The sequence below is a fragment of the Sphaerospermopsis sp. FACHB-1094 genome, assembly GCF_014696195.1.
Lineage (GTDB): Bacteria > Cyanobacteriota > Cyanobacteriia > Cyanobacteriales > Nostocaceae > Sphaerospermopsis > Sphaerospermopsis kisseleviana.
In genome coordinates this window covers 1-19317 of the sequence record NZ_JACJPT010000026.1, presented here as the reverse complement: position 1 = coordinate 19317, position 19317 = coordinate 1, and the positions used below count along the sequence as shown (strand labels likewise).

The following is a 19317-nucleotide window of genomic DNA, read 5'->3' as shown; positions in this document are numbered from 1 at the left end:
AAATCTAAAATCTAAAATCTAAAATCTAAAATCTAAAATCTAAAATCTAAAATCTAAAATCTAAAATTGTTTTGTGGATCGATCCAACAATGTTAACCACAGGCGGCGGTGTCCAGTAGGGGCGCTATAAAATAGTAAATCTACCAGCAGTTTTATTGCTAAGTTGGTTAGTAAATCTGTGGAGATTTGTTCATCTTCTTCCATCCGTTCTTGGTAGGTGTTACAGAAAGCATCTATATAATCTCCAAGTAAAGCATTTTGATGAGGTTCTTGATTTTTGGCAGCTATTGTTTCTAATAATCCAACAGCACGCCGGATTAATTCTTGGTGTTGTTTGGCAAGATAGCAGGTAATCAGAACCAGCGATCGCGCTTCATCTACATCTAGTTTTTTCCGCCCTCCTTGACCTTTGCGTATGGGGTTAGATTGGCGCAGTCGCCACAAGGCCACCCTATCTGGTACTTTTGACTCTAACTGGAGATTAATCGCCGCAGATAGCATAGCATCAGAACCAATGCCAGTTAAAGTTTCTAGTGCTAATAACACCAAATCTAACTGGGTTTTAATATTTTCCCATTGAACGGTATTGGGGTTCGGAAACTGGCTTAAATCCTCCCACTGGGAATTCGGTGTTGCTGAATTGGCGGCCGATTGCATAACTTTTAGCATAGTTGATCAGGCGAATAAAGGCTGTTGCTGTTACTTTTTTTGAAACAGACCATCAAGTATGAAAATTGGTTTCTCTTCATGTAGCTGTAAATAAGTTTAGTAAACAGCTGTTGTTTTGGTTTTACTTTAGATGAAAATTTCTTGTTTAAATATGAGAAATTCATGATGCTTTGGTTAAGATTGGTGATTGGTAATTGGTAATTGGTAATTGGTAATTGGGTAATAGTTTTTCCCAATGCCCAATGCCCTAATCTACATGAGCAATAGTGACACCAGTACCACCATCTGCTTGTTCTGCTGGTTCATAATGGCTGACTCTGGGGTGTTGCTGCAAGAATGCGTGAACTCCTTGCTTTAATTTACCAGTTCCGTGTCCATGAATGATCCATATTTGTCCAACAGCTTCAGAAATAGCTTTATCCAATATATATTCGGCATCTGCTACCCGTTTTCCGCGCAAATCAACAGTATTTTTTGATGTGCGAATGGCTACGGTTGGTGTTGGTGACGGGGTAACGGCTGGTGCTGGTTTGGTTTTGACTATGGGTTCTGGTTTTTGACCATCTAAAGATTCTACGTCTTGTAATTTCACTGTCATTTTCATGATCCCAAAGCGCACACTTAACTCCCCATCTGCATCCGGGGCGGTTATGACTTCGGCGGTTTGCCCTAATTTGGGTATACGAATGCGATCGCCTATTTTGGGCATAAAACCGGGTTTGGGTTTGGGTGCTGGTGCTGGTTGATATTTTTCTGAAATATCACTTAACGCTTTTGTTGCTTTTTGTGCATCCTGAGCCGTTGGTTTACCCTGTTGTAACCGACGAATAACTTGGGCAATTTCTCCTTTCGCTTCTTGAATTGCTTTTTGTACGGCTATTTCTTGGGAGGCTCGCAAGTCTTTTTCTCTTTCCTGTAAAGCTGCGGCTCTTTGGGAAACTTCTTTGTATAATTTCTCCGCTTGCTTTAATATTTTTTGTGCTTCTGCTGCTTTGGTTTCTTGACTGCGCCTTTGAGCTTCTAACCCGGCTATTACTTGGTTAACTTCGTCCGTTGTTTCTCCCACTTGACTTTTTGCAGCTTCTATGACTTCTGGTTTTAAGCCTAAGCGTAAGGCAATGGTTAAGGCGTTGGAACGTCCAGGAATACCCCACAATAACCGATAGGTAGGTGAAAGGGTGGCTTCGTTAAATTCGACTGATGCGTTTTCAAACCGAACATCGTCATATTTTAAAGCTTTTAATTCTCCAAAGTGAGTAGTAGCAATGGTTAACTGAGCATGATCCGCCAGATATTTGAGGAGAGCGATCGCTAATGCACTACCTTCCACCGGATCTGTACCAGCGCCCACTTCATCCAGTAAAACTAGGGATTGGTGACTGGTGACTGGTGATTGGTGATTGGTGATTGGGGAAAAGTCTTCTCCCCTGCACCCTGCACCCTGCTCCCCTGCTTCTTCTCCTGTTCCCTGTTCCCCGCGATGCACTGAGCTTGTCGAAGTGTTCCCTGTTCCCTCGCTAATGGCATTCAAAATTCGACTAATGCGGCGAATATGCCCGGAAAATGTCGATAAGCTTTGTTGTAATGATTGTTCATCCCCAATATCGGCTAAAATCTGACTAAACCAAGGAATTTCTACTGGTTCACGGGCGGGAACAAATAAACCCACCTTGGCCATTAAAGCCGCTAACCCCAACGTTTTTAAAGTTACTGTTTTACCACCCGTATTTGGTCCAGTAATTGTGACTACTTTAATATAAGGACTAATCAACAAATCCACGGGAACTACAGGATGTCCTTGTTCATGTTGTTGTTGCCAAATTAACAAAGGATGCCGTAATTGCCGCAGAGTAATTATTTCTTGCTCTTGGGGATTAATAAAGCGGGGCGGGTTTGCACCTAACCAGAAACTATACCTGGCTTTGGCTGTAGCTAAATCCAGAATTGTAACAATGGCTAATAACTTTTCTAAGTCGGTTTTAAATTCTGCTACTTGTGTAGTTAAATTCCTGCGTATGGCTTCTTCTTCTACCTGTTCTCTTTTCACAGCTTGGCGTAATTGGTTGCCCATTTGCACAATGCTGTTAGGCTCAATATATAAAGTTGCTCCGCTGGTAGATGTGTCGTGAACAATACCAGGAATTGCGTCTTTTTGTGGAGCTTTTACAGGGAGAACATAGCGATCGCCTCTTTGAGTAATAATCAACTCTTGCAGGGCATTAGATTTAACTTGGATGATATTTTGCAGTTTTTGGGTAATTTGACTGCGTAACCTGCGTAAATCTTCCCGAATTTCTCCTAATTTCTGACTAGCGCGATCTGTCACTTGCGCTCGTTCATCAATACAACGGTGAATTTCTTGCTCTAATTCTGGGTAAGTCCGTAATTCGGCGACTAACTCAGTTAAAATAGGTACATCTTCCTGGTTATCAATTAACCGCCGTAAATTTCTCGCACCAGCAAGGGTGGTAGCGATCGCTAACAGTTCCTCACCTGATAAAATTCCTTGTAATTCCGCACGTTCTAAGGAGTCACCAATATCTTGAATGCCCTCAAAGGATAACCCTGGTGTCAGTCGGCTTTCCAATTGATAGACTTCTTTGGTTTGTGCCAACAACTCTTTACTTTCCTCCAGAGTTGATGGAATTGGCAAGGCACGGGCAACTATCGCCCCTAACTTAGTTGCCGCAAAGGTGGAAAGGTGCTGGCAGAGGCGATGCCATTCTAGTAGTTCTAAGGTTTCAGACTGAATCAAGGCTTCAATATCTAATCTGAAACTATGGTAACAATTCTGGTAACAAGAAAGCTAAGTCTTTCAGGATGAAATTTTCTCCACCACCACCTACTCCCACCAATATACATCCAGGTTTTAATACTTGTTAGCTGCTTTACTCATGCTTAGTTGAATAGTTACATTACATTATATGATGTAACCCACAAGCTAAACAATTGTTAGCTGAATTTGAATCTAGGTTTGATTGGGTTTGATCACTGGGAAAAATCTGTATCAGGATTTGCCTAAATTGCTATAAAAAATAATTTTAAGTGATTCATTCATTGCCGCCACCCTAAGTTATCAAGGTATTCACACTAAAAATATCTAATTTGTTAATATTATTAATAATAAATGTCTAATTTGTTAATATTATTAATAATAAATCATCTATTTTGTTAAATATCTCAATAAATAATCAAAAAATAAATTTTAATCTTGACATTGAATAGAAGAAGAGAATAAGATGGATTCAAACGAAAATATAAAAAACCTGCTGAATATTTTGCAGGAGCAAATATGCTGTTTAGTCCAGCAAACTTACCTTATTGGATTTTCCTGATTACAGGAATACTGCTTTTCCTGTTTATGATTATGCTAGGAGGAGAATCGGAATTAGATGCTGATGCAGATTTAGATATAGATATAGAAACCAACATTGATTTAAGCTTTGGACGATTTCTGGAATGGGCTGGTATTGGTAAAGTTCCATTAATATTGATGTTGGCAACAGATTTGAGTCTGTGGGGTGTCATTGGTTGGATGTTAAATGTGTGGCTGGGAGGTATTGATCAAAATCAACAACTGCCTTTAATGGGGATAATTATCTTGTTAATTTCCCTAATTATTAGTTTATTCATTGGCAGATTGATAGCTGAACCCATTAGTAAAATGTTTGCGGAATTTAGTGAAGATGCAAGTGGCGATCGCCTAGTTGGTTGTATTGGTACTGTAACTTCTGTTTATATTCCTGCTGAAAACATCAACAAAATTGGCCAGGTAGATATTTTCGATCCAAAAGGTAACTTTTTAACTATTAATGCTGTGATCCCAGATTGGGCAACTATCGCACCACAAAGAGGGGAAAAAGTGATAGTAATTGAACTTAAACAGCAAATCTATTTAGTAATTGCCAAAGACAGTGTAGACGAAGAAAATTGGTTAAATAGTTCCGACTCTAAAAATCAGAATTAGTGAAAGGACAAGAAAATGCTTTTTTGGTTAACATTTATTCAGGCTCTACCAAGTGTTAATGTATCGGAGTTATTAACATTTCAACTGCAATCAAAACAGGAATATAGAATATCAAATTCTCCCACATTTCCGCTGACAACTCAGCCAACTTTAGCTCAAATTAATGGGGGAATAGTATTTCCTGGTTTGATTGTAACTTTAGTTATATTACTTTTATTAAGCTTGTTTGCTTATACCAGGGTTTATGTTGTCACACCCAACAACGAAGCTTTTGTGAGAACGGGGGGATTATTTACTAAAAAGAAATCAGTAATTCTTTATGGTGGTTGCATTGTTTTACCAGGATTTCATCAATTAACCCGTGTACCTTTGCGAGAAATGTCTATTGATGTAGAAAGAACTGGAAAACTGGCAGTAAGAACAAAAGATTACCTGAGAGCAGATATTAGAGTCACATTTTATGTATGTATTAATGCTTCCGAAGAAGATGTTTTAACGGCAGCAGCAAGACTATCTCAAAATGGCAGTAGAATTACTCCTGAAGACATCAAAGAAGCTTTAGAAAAAAGGGCTGATGATGCTATTAGGGCGGCAGCTAAAACTAAAGATTTAGCAGAAATTGATTCTGATAAATTGGGTTTTGCTCAGGAAGTTTTGAATTTAGTAGGTACAGATTTGAAAAAGGTGGGATTAACTTTAAATAACATTGCCATTTCGGAAATATTAGAAAGTGTTACTTATGATCCTGATAACTTCTTTGATGCTCAAGGTGTGCGGTTGCGGACGGAAATTATTCAACGTTCAATTCAACAAAAACGGGAAGTTGAGTTAGCAACCCAAGTCGCTATTGAACAAAAAGAACTAGATGCACAAAAGCGATCGCTACAAATTGCCCAAGAGCAAGAAAGTGCTAAACTAGCTCAAAAATTGCAAGTTGAAGCACTGAAAGCACAGAGAGAAAGGGAAATTCAAGAAGCAAAAGATAGAGAAGCTGCAATGGTAAGACGTACCAAAATTTTGCAGGAAAAATCAGTGGAAGAGGAAGAAATTCGTAAAAAATTAGCTTTACAAGAAAGTCAAATTGAAGCTGATATTGCTTTAGAAGAACGGAATAAACAACTAAAAGTAGCACAAGCATTGCAAAAACAAGAAGCGGAAATTGCTGAAATTTCTCGCCAACAAAGTGTAGAATCAGGAAAGTTGCAAGCGCAAGTAAAGATAGTTGAATCAGAAAGATTAGCAAAACTAGCGCAGGAAGATGTCGCAATAGCAATTGCTAATAAAAAACGTGAAAGTTTTGTTGCACAAGCAGAACAAGCGAAAGCAGAAGAAGCGGTAAAAACTGCCAGTGAAATTGAAAAAGCGGAACGCCAAAAACGTTTATCTATAATCATCGCAGAAAGGGAAGCACAAGAAAGGAGTATTAGCGATCGCAACGTTGTAGAAATTGATGCTTTCCGTCGTCGTCGTCAAGCGGAAATTGCCCAAGAAGCAGCAGAATTAGAAGCAGAAGCCATTCGTACTCTTGCAGATGCTAACCGTGATAAAGCTTTAGCTGAAGCTGAAGGTATTCAAGCCAAAATTACAGCAGAAAATACCATTAGCAATGCTAATTTAAGTGCGAAAATTCTCACAACTATCTGGCCAGAATTAGCGGATAAACTACCAGAAATTGTTACTGCTTTAGCACCACAACCAGGAGTTTTAGGAGACACTCGCATTTATTCCTTCCCTGGTGCAAATGGTAGTAATGGCAGTCAAGATATTAACAAGTTACTATTATCTACTAGCGGACTTTCCTTAATAAATACCTTGTTAGATGAAGGTAAATTAGGTGATTTAATTGGGCAAGTTAGCCAAATAGTAAGTAGTAACAACTCTGTGAAACTACCAAGCTTGAATCACCAAGAAAAAGAAAGTAATTAATAATTTGCAATTCATAATTCATAATTTTTTCAATTATCAATAATGAATTATGAATTATGAATTATGAGTTGTTAAACAACAGCTTTTTCTTGCACTAAAACGTAAGGTTCAACAATTAAAGCGTTAAACCTCTTAGTCCGATCGCCATTCCAATTTCCTAATTGTTCTGGTGAAGGTTTGGCCAGCAATTGTTCATCAATCCAATTTTGCACAGAGGGAATATTATCAGTTGCGATCGCTTCTCCCACATCCAGCAAATCTAACCCATCTGCTACCACAATTATCACATCTCTTTGTGCATGGGGAACTAGCCAATCCCATTCCGCTTCATCCAGATTTTCTTTTAATTTTTCTCTTAAATCAGACATAATTTTTCACAGTTTTGTTAGGATCTCAATTGTACATAATTTGCAATTCATTAGTCATTAGTCACTAGTAATTAGTCATTAGTTAAATTTCACCCAATCACCTATCTTCCTAAATCGTGCATTTCATTAATTACATCTGCACATTTACGAGTTATAGCTTCTAATTCTTCCTTATTTGTAGAAGTTGGCGCATCAATCAATTTACCAATTCTAATAGTCATCGGGACTTTACGAGGAATAGGTGTACCTTTTTGGACAACGTTTTCACTCCCCCACAAACTCACCGGTAATAAAGGCGCTTTGGCTTTTGCAGCTAACAGTGCTGCACCTCTTTTGGGGTCATGAATACGACCATCTGGGGTGCGAGTTCCTTCCAAAAACACACCTACAGCCCAACCATTCTCTAAATATTCTAAAGCCGCACGAATAGCCGCACGATCAGCAGTACCCCTACTGACGGGATAAGCACCGTATAATTTAATAGCTTGGGCTAAAACAGGCACTTTAAATAATTCTTCTTTAGCCATGTATGCAACTGGCCGAGATACACAGTTAGAAACAATGGGAGGATCAAAATAACTTGCATGGTTGCTAACTACCACCAATGGTCCAGTTTTGGGAACATTTTCCACCCCATAAATTTTACCCCCGAAGTAAGCGTGTAGCATGGGGCTAACCACTGACCACTTGAAAGCGTGGTAAAGTGCCAAACTAATAAAAGGTTCGCGTTCTCTGGTCACGGAAGATATTTTAAATAAGACTATTATTTAGAATAAGCTATGGCGATCGCTTTTCGTCAATGAACAAAGGTAGATTTAGCATATTTACAGATGAAAGCGTTTTCAAGGGTGCATTTTATATCCGGCTAATTACTTTTAATTGTTTTATCTTCCCTATTCCCTATTACCTATTCCCTATCCTCAAAGATATGCTCAATATTCAACATAAACATCAAAATAAGATGCAACCGCAGGTAGAGAATATATGGAGAGAACACTAATAGCCTAGATATTAAACGACCAATTATTATATAGAGGTTAGGTTATGGCAGTATCAGCAATTGATATTTCCAGAAGTCTTAGTGGCATAGATTTTCCTGCAAATAAAGAAGATTTGGTTAACCATGCCAGACAGAAAAATGCAAGTCAGGAAGTAATTGACGTTCTCCGACAAATGCCAGAGCGTGAATATGAAAACATGGCAGACGTGGAACACGAATTTGGTCAAGTTAGATAATTTTTGAATAAGTTTCCGTTCTTGTCTGTCTAGTTCATGTCTAGTTCATTAGCTACTTTTTGGCATTTGATATATAGGGGTTGCTGAGAAAGTCTTTCCGTGAGGGCATAGGAGTCAGGAGTCAGGAGTCAGGAGTCAGGAGGAGATTTGAAAATTTCTTTGCCATCTCTTGAAATCCCAAAAAATGCACACTTTTTCCGGTATACCCTTCAAAACCCTTGCACTTTTTTCCTGTTTATCAGCCTCTAACCTTTGATACATCAAGGTTTTAGGTTTATTCAGCAAACCCTATATAGTGGGATTTAGGCAAAAAATACTGATAATTTATGTTTAAATCCCACTATTCATTACTATTTCTTCAGCTAAGAATAGCAGCGGTACTCTTATAATATCTACAATAAAAAGCTTCAAGGAATAAAAATTCTACCTGCTCCCATATAATTTTCAATATCTAATATAATCTCCACTAGGCGAGCAGCACATTTTTCTCGATAAATGCGCTCATCAAATCGATCAGGATTTCCAATAGTAATAATTGGTAGTGAAGTATCTGTATTCTCCTCTCGAATTGTTTGCTCTAATGAATCAGTTCCTTTCATATTTCTATTAGCTGTGATCAGAATCATTTGGTTTGCTTGAGCAAATTGCCATACAATTTTGTCACTGCTATCTGTCTCTAATCCAGCTTGTTTAAAGGTAAAAAAACGAATTGATAACAGATCAATCCAACCTTCAGCCGCAAGTGTTCCCCAAAATAAAACCGAGTCCCCTGTTAAGTTATAATCAATGAGAAAATTCATAATGGGGATGTGATGCGTTCTTGCCAAGATTGCAGTTTTGCGCGTAAATCTTCCTGGCCAACTTTAGCAGGTTGAGTTGCTATTTTGGCAAATCGTTCACGGTTTTTTTCTTGCCAATATTGGCGAATTTCTGCTGATTTTTGCAGAAACTCTTGATATTCAGCTTCTATTTCCACAGCATGATTTTCTATGTAGTCTAAAGCCACATTCACCTGTGCATCACTTAGTCCCAGTTTTTCACGAATTAACTTAGGTGGATACTGAGCTTTTACATAGTCCATCACATCACACAAAGTAATCCGAGTTCCGGCTATAATTAGTCCCCGTTCTGTGCGAATGATACCTGATTGTCCATTATATACAGTTTTCATATCCATCAACTCCTAAAGGTTGTATCTGCTCAACCTAATTTAATTGTGAATTAATTTCCCCTAACTTGGCAACTCCCCAGTATTACGAATATTCTTCAATTCCATACCTTCAACAGTCCGCTTAATCAAACCAGTTAAAACATTACCTGGTCCAATTTCTACTACTTTGGTAATCCCATTTTTTGGTAATTGTAATGCAATTTCTCGCCACCGTACTGAACCAGTCATTTGTTGAGTTAAACGTTGTTTTAAAATTTCTGCATCAGTAACAGGAACTGGATCAACATTAGAAGCAACGGGAACTTCTGCTGTTTGAAAAACTATACTATCTAATATTTCTTGAAATTCCTGTGATGCTGCTGCCATTAAATGGGAATGAAATGCACCGGAAACTTTTAAAGGTAATGCCCGTTTTGCTTTGACATTAGACATTACAATTTGTACAGCTTCGGGAGTTCCTGAAATTACGACTTGTGCGGGACTATTATCATTTGCTAACACTACATCCGGGGTTTCTGCAATTACTTTTTCTAATTGTTCGCGATCAAAATTAAGTAATGCTGCCATCATTCCCCCAGCAGTATTATCCATAATTTCTGCACGACGTTTGACTAATTGTAAACCTGTAGACCAGTCAAAAACACCAGCAACATAAAGAGCAATATATTCTCCTAAACTGTGACCGGCAACTAAATCTGGTTTTTCTCCTTTTTCTCGTAATAAGTCCGCGAGAATACTTTCGATCACATATAAACAAGGTTGGGTGTAAAGTGTACGTGATAATCTTGCTTCGTCATTTTGACAAATTTCACTCACAGACCACCCTAAAATTGCTTCAGCTTCCTCAAATTTTGCCTTAGCAGATGCTATATCTAGTAGATCAATTCCCATGTTTAAGGCTTGCGAACCTTGTCCGGGAAACACATAAGCAGTTTTTGTCATTTGATAATTGGGAATTGGGAATTGGGAATTGGTAATTGGGAATTGATAATTGGGAATTGGGAATTGGGAATTGGGAATTGGGAATTGGTAATTGGTAATTGGTAATTGGTAATTGGTAATTGGTAATTGGTAATTGGTGATTGGTAATTGGGAAAAATGAAATTGATTACCCAGTCACCAGTCACCAGTCACCAGTCACCAGTCACCAGTCACCAGTCACCAGTCACCAGTCACCAGTCACCTGTCACCTACCTTCCCCATTGAAAAATAGCTGCACCCCAGGTTAAACCAGCACCAAAACCAGAGGTAGCAATGATATCATTTGGTTTAATTTTTCCTTGCCTTACTGCTTCATCTAATGCGAGGGGAATGGAAGCAGCAGAGGTGTTACCATAATGGGCAACGTTACTGATTACTTTATGTTCAGGAATATTTAACCGATCAGCTACAGAGTTAATAATCCGCTGATTTGCTTGATGTAAAATCAGCCAATCTATTTGATCTACGCTGAGATGAGCTTCAAATAAAGCTTTATCTATGACTTCTGGAACTTTCTGAACAGCAAAACGATATACTTCTTTACCGTTCATGGTGATGGGGTGATAAGTGCCTGTAGGTACATGAATATCTGGACTAACCTGTTTTGTAGTGCCTTGATAACCCAGGTTGAGATAGTGATTTTGACTACCATCGCTTTTCAGGGAAAATCCTAATAGGCGATCGCTCTTATTTGCTTGCAATACCACCGCCCCAGCACCATCGCCAAACAGCACACAAGTGCGCCGATCTTGCCAATCTACCCAACGAGAGAGGATATCTCCGCCTATCAACAGTACATTTTGATAAACTCCTGTTCTAATATATTGGGCTGCTGTCACCAGTCCAAACACAAACCCCGAACAGGCTGCAGTTAAATCAAAGGCTACTGCTTTAATTGCTCCTAATTCAGCTTGAATGCGACAAGCATTGCCAAACAAATCATCTGGGGTAGAAGTTGCCAGCAAAATTAAATCAATATCTTCTGGTTTAATTCCCGCGGATGCGATCGCCTGTTTACTGGCATCGGTAGCTAGTGTAGTCAATGATTCTGGCGGTAATGCTAACTGCCGTTGACTAATTCCTGTTCTTGTGGTAATCCACTCATCAGAAGTTTCCACCAGTTGAGTTAGTAACTGGTTGTCTAACCTAGTTGCTGGTACTGCCGAGCCACTACCTGTAATTGCTATACCATGTAGGAATAAATTCTGCACTCCTAAATCTCCCCAGTTGTCAATTGTCAATTGTCAGTTGTCAAGAAGCAGTCAGAAGTCAGCAGTCAACAGTCAGCAAACCCCATTCATGATTGACTAATGACTAATGACAAATGACTATGGATTCTCGCTCACAGAAGGCTAATCACTCTCGCTCTGTAGAATTTGATATTGTGACTGTAGTCTTTGCAATACCTGATTGTCTACAGCTTCTTTGGCCATACGAATAGCACTAAAAATAGAAGGTGCTTCAGAACTACCATGACCGATAAAACAAATCCCATTCACGCCTAATAGTAATGCACCGCCATGTTCTGCGTGATCCATGCGCTGTTTAACCCGTTTCAGGTTAGGTTTTAAAATTGCTGTACCAATTTGTCCCCGGATACCTTGGGGTAGTTCTTCCCGCAGAATTTGTAAAATTACTCCTCCTACTGCTTCGGCAAATTTTAATAACACATTACCCACGAAGCCATCACAAACGATGACATCAAATTCCCCTGATAATACATCACGTCCTTCCGCATTACCAGCAAAGTTAATTTGGGTATTTTCCCTTAATAATTGATGGGCGCGGAGGGCTGTTTCGTTACCTTTAGTGTCTTCTTCACCGATATTCAATAATCCTATTTTGGGTTCAGGCATTCCCAAAACATATTGACTATAAATTGAACCCATGACTGCAAACTGCTCTAAAAATTTAGGGCGACAGTCTACATTTGCACCAACATCCAGTATTAATACTGGCGTACCTGCTTTAATGGTGGGGAATACTGTGCCTATGGCTGGACGATCAATTCCTGGTAATCTGCCTAAACGTAGTAAAGCTGATGCCATTGCTGCTCCAGAGTGACCAGCAGAAAATACTGCATCTGCTTGTTTGTTTTTAACTAAATCCATCGCCACGTTAATAGAAGCCTGACGCTTTTTTCTGACCGCGTTTAAAGGCTCTTCATCCATTGCGATCGCTTCCTGTGCCGGAACAATCTCTAATCCTACCATATTGGTTTTTGGCGGTATGACAGCTTCAATTTGTTGCTGATCACCTACCAACAAGATTTTCACACCCAATTCTTCTTTCGCTCGTAATGCGCCAGCGACGATTTCAGCGGGTGCGTAATCCCCTCCCATAGCGTCAATTGCGATGCTTACACCAGTCGATCCCATTGCTCCTAGCTCAAAGAAACCTTACAAATTTTATCAGATCGCAACACTCAACAATTAAAAATTCCAGAAAAAAGGTTTTTCAGCGCCTTCAGCAACTATATTTTCTTTTTTCTGCAACTAAGCAATTTATTTATGTCTATATCTGTATAATCCCAGTTGTTTATGTATATGAAGCATTTACTCAAATATTTAATTCAGTAATATTACTATATTATAATATTTAAAATTTACTTTCAAGTAGCTATGATTAAGATAATTGGCTTTTTTAGGGCAATATGTTATGTTTGAATTGCCCTAAATATATCTAAATTTATTTAATTTTGCCTATCCAACCAAGTAACTAAATCAGATATTTCAGAAAAGTCTAAAAACTCTTCTCCTAATATTTCTAATTGTTCGGTAGATAATAAGCGAATCCTTTCAACTATGAATGAATCTATTTCCCCAAAGCGCCGATTTAACTGACGATTTAAGAACCGGAAAGCTTCTTTTTGTTCTCCTTTTAATTCTCCCTTTTGCAAAATATCCTGATAAATTACAGATTCTTGCATAATATCCTCGCTCAATAATTGACGAATTAGATTTTTCTCGAATCGTAAACCTGCTAAAATCTCTGTGTAAGCAGCAGTATTCTGTCTGGCTGGTACATCTGCAATTTTAGCAATTTCTCTGGCTACTTGGGATAATAACTCTGGTGCGGAATTTGTTTTTGTTAATGGTGCTAGGGGTAATAATGCTGGGTTATGGAGAAAGAAATCTGAATCTTGCTCCCACATTCGGATGACTCGATAGCGATGAGTTGTCATTTCATCAACATAAGCATCAGTAAAAGCAATTTCATTTGTGGTTTCTTGTAGGAAAATCACCACTTGGGTAACAGGTAGATGATATTGTCTAACTAATCTGACAAAATAATCTAACATTCTTAACGGGATGGGAGTGTCTGATTTGGTGTTGGTTTGAAATTCTAGATGTAGGATTCTGTTTTTTGTTTGTAGCAATATAACGGAATCTGCGCGGATTGGTTCTATGCTGAGTTCAGTTTTTAAGACTTTAACTAGGGTTTGCTGAATAAACCTAAAACCTTGATATATCAAAGGTTAGAGGCTGATAAACACAGAAATTAGTGCAAGGGTTTTGAAGGGTATACCGGAAAAAGTGTGCATTTTTGGGGATTTCAAGAGATGGCAAAGAAATTTTCAAATCTCCTCCTGACTCCTGACTCCTGACTCCTGACTCCTATGCCCTCACGGAAAGACTTTCTCAGCAACCCCTAACTAAAGTTAGATATTTCGATGTAGCGAGGGTTGGCTGATAGGCATTGTTTTCCCACTGGCTAACTGTTTGCTGATAGACACCCTGTTATATCTTCCTCTACTATCATTGATAACATTCTACTAATCAGTTAGCATGGAACTGCTTCTTCTTTTAACTCTTTGAAATCTTTTAGTTTGTCTTTCTAATCATAATTTATTTGATATATATCAAATTGAATTTCAGTATTTTCTATATATTTATCAATAGTAAATTCCCAGTAATAACCATATTTTTTAAGCATTATAGATACAATAAACTCTCTAAGTGCATTTTCAATATTCATCACTAAAGGGAACAGTCGTTTACTGCGTTCATCTCCATAAGAGTTATAAACAAGAGTTGCTTTTTGAAAGTAATTTTCTGCTGGTATAACTAGAGAATTTTCTAGTTGGAAAGGTTCAACTGGAACAGCCATTTCAACATCAAAAGTTACCAAAATATAGGAACTTTTGCTAGACTGCCAGTGTACATTTAACTGAAACTCAAAATTTTGTGTAATATAGGCTGTTAGTTCATATTGGTTATTTGATGGATTTAAGGGGGTTGATTCATATTTGTCGTAGACAGCACCCAAATCATCGAAAAGATCATACAAGTATTTTTCCAATTCTTCTTGTGACTGTTCAAAGACGGTCACGTAACAAGCACGAATCATTCTTTTACTGTCCCGTGAAATATCTTTCCAAAAAGTTTCTGGGCTTCAGCACGGCAATCTTCAGAAGCTTTCGATAATTTCCCTGCCTCTTGTGTTAATCGTTGTGCTTCTGCAACAATCTGTTTTTGTTCATCAAGCGAGGGAAGCATCACAGGTAAATTATTTAGGGCAGTAATAGTTAACATAGGCTGAATGCTACCAGTCGCAAGGGAGTGAATCAGGGCTTGACCAACATCTGAATTAAGATAGAAAACTAAGTAAGCAGGATCAATTTTGTCTGTTAAGTGCAGTATTGCAAGATGTGTATCTATGTTGGCTGGTTCGTCAGATTCATAAACAGTAGCTATTCCCGGACGCATGATTAAACTAACCAGCACATCACCCTTATAAACTTGAGTTTTTTCTAGTTTCTTGTGTTCCTCTGGAGTTAGATAGCGCAGATGATTTAGGTTGATACCTTCAGTTGAAATATTACGTGCTGATATCAAAGGAATTTCGCCTATATCCTTAATCCCATTGATAAAATAACCACGCTGAGTAGTTCCTAAACTACCCAATTTGACTACTGGAAAGGGGCTTTTCTCTAACTGAGCCATTGCGCCTGTAATAGATTGGGAGTAAGGCTCGAAGTTCCAGACACCCTTTTGACGTAACTTTGAAAGATTAACTATGGTTTTTTCCATTGAACTACCTTCCTAATAACTCAGCTAAATCTTTAATTGCTTTCCTCACTTCTGGCGGTTCATTAACTTCATCTTCTGAGGCAGAAATACGACCAGATGAGTCATAGCCAATATCATCAATCCTAGCCATGTAAATCTTATCATCCTGCTCAATTTCTAGCTGATTTTCTGCTGTCAAAGGTATATCCCGCTTTTCTAGAAGAACCACGCTAGTTTTTACAGCAGCACCATAGGGTCTAAATGTTTCTTGTGGTAAACTCACAACTGCCTTCAATCTTGCCCAACGTAAAATCCAATCTCTAACATCCTGCATGGAACTATTTGCTAACACTCCATCAGGTAAAAGAATTGCTAACTTACAATAAAGCAACTTCTTGAGGAATACTTTTAACAACCTTGCCATTTTTCTTTGTCACCCCATCCCGTGAAGCAAAATCCTTCAAAATATTATCATTTGTCAATTTAGAACCAAATGGAGGATTAGTTAAAATCATCGTTAAACCTCCCAGATAAAACCCAGGACGTTCTGGAAGTCCTTCTGTAATTCCTCCTGTAATGCTACCCAATCTTTCCAGTGAATCCATAACCTTTAAATCGGCATATTGTGCGCCATTCATTAAAGTGTTAACTCGCGCTACGTGCATGACATTTCGAGAATATTCAGCCCCAAATAAATGATTATCTCGAAACTTGATAAACTCTTCCGTTGGTTCTTCAGGATTAATCCCTTCCGCACTACCACCATTATTTGCTATTGCTTTTGCATATTCCTGTTTACGCACATAATCCAAAACGTGGGTTAGCATCCGCGCTGAACCGCAAGCAGGATCACCAACATAATCATTTACTGTTGGTTGCAAAATTCCTACCATTAAATTAATTACTGGTGTAGGTGTGAAATATTGCCCCAAATCATCGCGGAAAGTCTTACTTAAAAAGTCCTCAAATACCCCACCTTTGACATCTGCTGAAGATTTTCGCAAACTCCAAGGCTGTAAACGCTTGACAATTTCCATTGTGGTGTGAGGCTTGAATTGCAAAACATCAGCTTCATTAAAAGCCAACCTCACACCCAAATCATCACCAAATTTTTTCGCTAGTGTATCCCGTTCCCACTGCTTTGCTTTTTCAAAAGTGTCTCTGACTTGAACTAATAAACGTTCTGGGTCTGTTTCATTACTGACACTAAATACATAAGCCCGTGATTCTCCTGTTTGCTTTACTAAGTCAATTGTTGCTTGTTCGTCGTACCACTTAGCAAACAAGAATTTAACCATTGCATCAACGGCTTCTTGTGGTTGCAAACCTTCATTGGTTACACCTAGCTAAATAATATGATATTTTGAGCGATCGCACTTTTATCTAGTTCTCATACAGAAACCATAAGGGCGGGTAAAACCCGCCCTATTTAAGTCACATTAACTAACTCAAAACCCAACTAACCAAAGTTCTCACCCCGAAACCGGTAGCACCAGCACCGTTATAGCCATTTTCCTTATCAGCCCAAACAGGACCGGCAATATCCATGTGCGCCCAAGGAGTATCCTTAACAAACTGCTTCAAAAACAAAGCCGCAGTAATAGAACCACCGTAGCGAGGTCCGGTATTTTTCATGTCCGCAATACCCGATTTTAACCCTTCAAAATACTTTTCTTCCATCGGCATCCGCCAAATTTTCTCACCTGCTGCTTCTGAAGCGGTTTGTAGTTGGGAAGCTACTGTATCATCAGGTGTAAATAAACCAGCGATATCATCACCCAAAGCCACTACACAAGCACCTGTGAGAGTTGCTAAATCAACGATCGCATCTAAACCCAATTTATCCGCATAAACCAAAGCATCAGCCAAGGTTAAACGCCCTTCAGCGTCGGTATTGTTGACTTCGATTGTTTTGCCATTTGATGCGGTTAAGATATCTCCTGGGTGCATTGCCTTACCGCTAATCATATTTTCGGTGACGGCTGAGATAAAGTGAACTTCCACATCTGGCTTTAGCTGCCCGATAGCTTTAGCAGCGCCTAAAGTTGACGCAGCGCCACCCATGTCAATTTTCATGGTTTCAATACCGCTACCAGCGCCTTTAATGTTTAAACCACCGGAGTCGAAAGTTAAACCTTTACCAATAATCGCTAATTTGCGTCTGGGTGTAGTAGCTGGTTTGTAAGTGAGGTGAATAAATTTAGGTGGTAATTCAGAAGCTTGGGCTACTCCTAAATATGCCCCCATACCTAATTTTTCACAATCTTCTTTTTCCAAAATTTGTAATTCTAAACCGTGTTCCTGAGCTATTGCTTGGGCAGTTTCTGCCATTGTAATCGGTGTCACAGCGTTAGCTGGGGCGGCTACTAACTGCCTTGCTAAAATTACCCCAGAAACAATTTGTTCTGCACGGGTAATAGCCGCTTCTTGTCCAGCTAAACCCAATAAATCAATAGTTTCGATGTTGGGATTTTTATCTTCTGGTTCAGATTTAAAGCGAGTATCTTGATATAGTGCCAGTTGTGTGCCTTCTGCGATCGCTTGGGCTGTGGCTGCTGGATCGTTGTTGTAAACTGGTAAACTAACTGCCAGAGTTTTGGTTTTTTGCTTTTTGGCAGTGCGAGCGACAGCAGCAGCAACACGGCGTAAAGTTTCTAATTTCAAAGCATCCGGTTTTCCCAAACCTACCAAAATCACCTTCCGCACGGGATGACTAGCACCTAAGCGAATAACGACAGTGCTATGAGGTTTACCTGTAAATTCTTCTTCGGCAATGATTTCTTTGACAATTCCGGCGCATTTCTCGTCTAGAGTCGCTAAATCGCCTGTTAACTCTACTGCGTCTTCAAATAAGCCAACTGCTAAGGTATCACCAGTCCAATCTAATAAAGCTGTATTTGTAGGTTGAATCGTCATTTTTGTAATGTTCTGTAAACCTTCCTTACTTGTACCAGTATTGCTCAAAATTTCCAGCGTGTGGGAACTCCTGTTAAGATAATCCCTATTAGGGATTGTTTACCTACTTAGTAGCATGACTGTATTTTAAAGATTCTACAAATTCATGATCCTTCAAAATCTTATACAAATTCACATCTTCCTCTAATAAACAAGCATGACCACTATCAGGTAAGATTAATTTCTTAGGATTAGGTAAAATCTGATCTAACCGTTCCACTTCACTCACAGAAGGTAACAAGCGATCGCTCCCTCCAGCTATTAATAATACCTCTTGCTTTAATTTTTGCAATCTTTCCTCTTCAACTTGAAACTCCCGCAACAATGACAACCGCCAATTTACCGTTTCTGCGGGTAAAGAACGCATGGTTCTCAGCAGTTCATGGCGAATACTACTAGACATCCGTGATAAAGATGCTAAAAATGGTAGTAATCCTAATGCACCAATATCATAAAACCAAGATGGCACAAAGTCAGTCAGTTGAGATAAAGAATTGAGCCAAGGACGTAATTGAAAGGCTGAAGCAGGATTAATTAAAATAATACGTTTGAATAATTGTGGTGATTGGGTAGCGACTTTCATAGCTAAACAACCCCCAAAAGACTCACCACACAGGTAAACAGGACGGTGACAACTTCTTTCTAATTCTGCGTGAATTAAGTCTAAAACATTATTGGTTAACACCTCCCAGGTGGTGAGGTCTTGTCTGGGGATCGCTAAACAACGGACATCAAAACCCAATTCTAAGCCAGCAGTTTGCGATCGCAACATTTGACCAGTTCCATCCATTCCTGGTAAATAGACAAACAGGGGATACTCTGGTTGTACTCTTTTGGGAGTTAGGAAACAAGGTTTAAGTTCAATGTTTGTCATTTTGCCCGTGTGTCTCTATCTATTTGACCTTGTTTAACTGTACCGTTTCACTGCGAATTCTGGGGACTGGTGACTGGTGACTGGTGACTGGTGACTGGTGACTGGTGACTGGTGACTGGTGACTGGTGACTGGTGACTGGTGACTGGTGACTGGTGAC

General features: G+C 39.0%; 19 protein-coding genes. 3 read left to right on the top strand and 16 right to left on the bottom strand.

Annotated features, from left to right (window positions below):
* Positions 1–60: 60 nt before the first annotated feature.
* Positions 61–669 (bottom strand): DUF3038 domain-containing protein, encoded by a 609-nt coding sequence (locus tag H6F47_RS10680; protein ID WP_190346338.1) that lies wholly within the window; start codon positions 667–669, stop codon positions 61–63.
* A 247-nt stretch (positions 670–916) separates the two neighbouring features.
* Positions 917–3424, bottom strand: coding sequence for an endonuclease MutS2 (locus H6F47_RS10675; protein WP_190649094.1), 2508 nt, complete (start codon positions 3422–3424; stop codon positions 917–919).
* A 537-nt stretch (positions 3425–3961) separates the two neighbouring features.
* On the opposite strand from H6F47_RS10675, the gene H6F47_RS10670 reads away from it, so the two are divergent.
* Both H6F47_RS10670 and H6F47_RS10665 read left to right on the top strand, forming a co-directional pair.
* On the top strand, positions 3962–4636 hold the full coding sequence (locus H6F47_RS10670; RefSeq protein ID WP_190649091.1) for an OB-fold-containig protein: 675 nt from the start codon (positions 3962–3964) through the stop codon (positions 4634–4636).
* 15 nt (positions 4637–4651) lie between these two features.
* Positions 4652–6562, top strand: a complete 1911-nt coding sequence (locus tag H6F47_RS10665) for a flotillin family protein (protein WP_096566757.1) — start codon at positions 4652–4654, stop codon at positions 6560–6562.
* A 71-nt stretch (positions 6563–6633) separates the two neighbouring features.
* Here the strand turns inward: H6F47_RS10665 and H6F47_RS10660 are convergent, their stop codons facing one another.
* The gene (locus H6F47_RS10660) at positions 6634–6930 is read right to left on the bottom strand and encodes a DUF2288 domain-containing protein (protein WP_096566755.1); all 297 of its coding nucleotides are present in this window, start codon (positions 6928–6930) and stop codon (positions 6634–6636) included.
* Between the two features lie 101 nt (positions 6931–7031).
* Complete coding sequence (locus tag H6F47_RS10655; protein WP_190649088.1) at positions 7032–7670, bottom strand: lysophospholipid acyltransferase family protein; 639 nt, start codon at positions 7668–7670, stop codon at positions 7032–7034.
* A gap of 304 nt (positions 7671–7974) precedes the next feature.
* Between H6F47_RS10655 and H6F47_RS10650 the strand changes: the two genes are divergently transcribed.
* Positions 7975–8166, top strand: a complete 192-nt coding sequence (locus H6F47_RS10650; protein WP_096566750.1) for a DUF2795 domain-containing protein — start codon at positions 7975–7977, stop codon at positions 8164–8166.
* 407 nt (positions 8167–8573) lie between these two features.
* Here the strand turns inward: H6F47_RS10650 and H6F47_RS10645 are convergent, their stop codons facing one another.
* From H6F47_RS10645 to H6F47_RS10590, 12 genes are all read right to left on the bottom strand, one after another.
* Positions 8574–8966: a DUF5615 family PIN-like protein gene (locus H6F47_RS10645; RefSeq protein ID WP_137669065.1), complete on the bottom strand. Its 393-nt coding sequence runs from the start codon at positions 8964–8966 to the stop codon at positions 8574–8576.
* A complete protein-coding gene (locus tag H6F47_RS10640) occupies positions 8963–9337 on the bottom strand; it encodes a DUF433 domain-containing protein (RefSeq protein WP_187040080.1) in 375 nt (124 codons plus the stop codon). Before H6F47_RS10640 ends, H6F47_RS10645 begins: the two co-directional genes overlap by 4 nt.
* A gap of 60 nt (positions 9338–9397) precedes the next feature.
* Positions 9398–10279 (bottom strand): ACP S-malonyltransferase, encoded by an 882-nt coding sequence (gene fabD / locus H6F47_RS10635; RefSeq protein ID WP_137669068.1) that lies wholly within the window; start codon positions 10277–10279, stop codon positions 9398–9400.
* A 248-nt stretch (positions 10280–10527) separates the two neighbouring features.
* Positions 10528–11529 carry a beta-ketoacyl-ACP synthase III gene (locus H6F47_RS10630; RefSeq protein WP_190346361.1) on the bottom strand — a complete coding sequence of 334 codons (1002 nt, stop codon included), beginning with the start codon at positions 11527–11529 and terminating at the stop codon, positions 10528–10530.
* A 141-nt stretch (positions 11530–11670) separates the two neighbouring features.
* Entirely contained in the window at positions 11671–12696 is a 1026-nt protein-coding gene (plsX, locus tag H6F47_RS10625) for a phosphate acyltransferase PlsX (protein WP_137669064.1), read from the bottom strand.
* Between the two features lie 314 nt (positions 12697–13010).
* Positions 13011–13793 carry a DUF4351 domain-containing protein gene (locus H6F47_RS10620; protein ID WP_137669063.1) on the bottom strand — a complete coding sequence of 261 codons (783 nt, stop codon included), beginning with the start codon at positions 13791–13793 and terminating at the stop codon, positions 13011–13013.
* 362 nt (positions 13794–14155) lie between these two features.
* Entirely contained in the window at positions 14156–14668 is a 513-nt protein-coding gene (locus H6F47_RS10615; RefSeq protein WP_137669218.1) for a hypothetical protein, read from the bottom strand.
* Positions 14665–15351 carry a restriction endonuclease subunit S gene (locus H6F47_RS10610; protein ID WP_190649084.1) on the bottom strand — a complete coding sequence of 229 codons (687 nt, stop codon included), beginning with the start codon at positions 15349–15351 and terminating at the stop codon, positions 14665–14667. Before H6F47_RS10610 ends, H6F47_RS10615 begins: the two co-directional genes overlap by 4 nt.
* A 4-nt stretch (positions 15352–15355) precedes the next feature.
* Positions 15356–15754: an N-6 DNA methylase gene (locus H6F47_RS28500; protein ID WP_137669220.1), complete on the bottom strand. Its 399-nt coding sequence runs from the start codon at positions 15752–15754 to the stop codon at positions 15356–15358.
* Positions 15708–16655: an N-6 DNA methylase gene (locus H6F47_RS28495; protein ID WP_137669221.1), complete on the bottom strand. Its 948-nt coding sequence runs from the start codon at positions 16653–16655 to the stop codon at positions 15708–15710. Before H6F47_RS28495 ends, H6F47_RS28500 begins: the two co-directional genes overlap by 47 nt.
* Before the next feature lie 118 nt (positions 16656–16773).
* Complete coding sequence (locus tag H6F47_RS10595; RefSeq protein WP_190649078.1) at positions 16774–18246, bottom strand: leucyl aminopeptidase; 1473 nt, start codon at positions 18244–18246, stop codon at positions 16774–16776.
* Positions 18247–18349: 103 nt separating this feature from the next.
* The gene (locus H6F47_RS10590; protein ID WP_096566736.1) at positions 18350–19159 is read right to left on the bottom strand and encodes an alpha/beta hydrolase; all 810 of its coding nucleotides are present in this window, start codon (positions 19157–19159) and stop codon (positions 18350–18352) included.
* Positions 19160–19317: the final 158 nt, after the last annotated feature.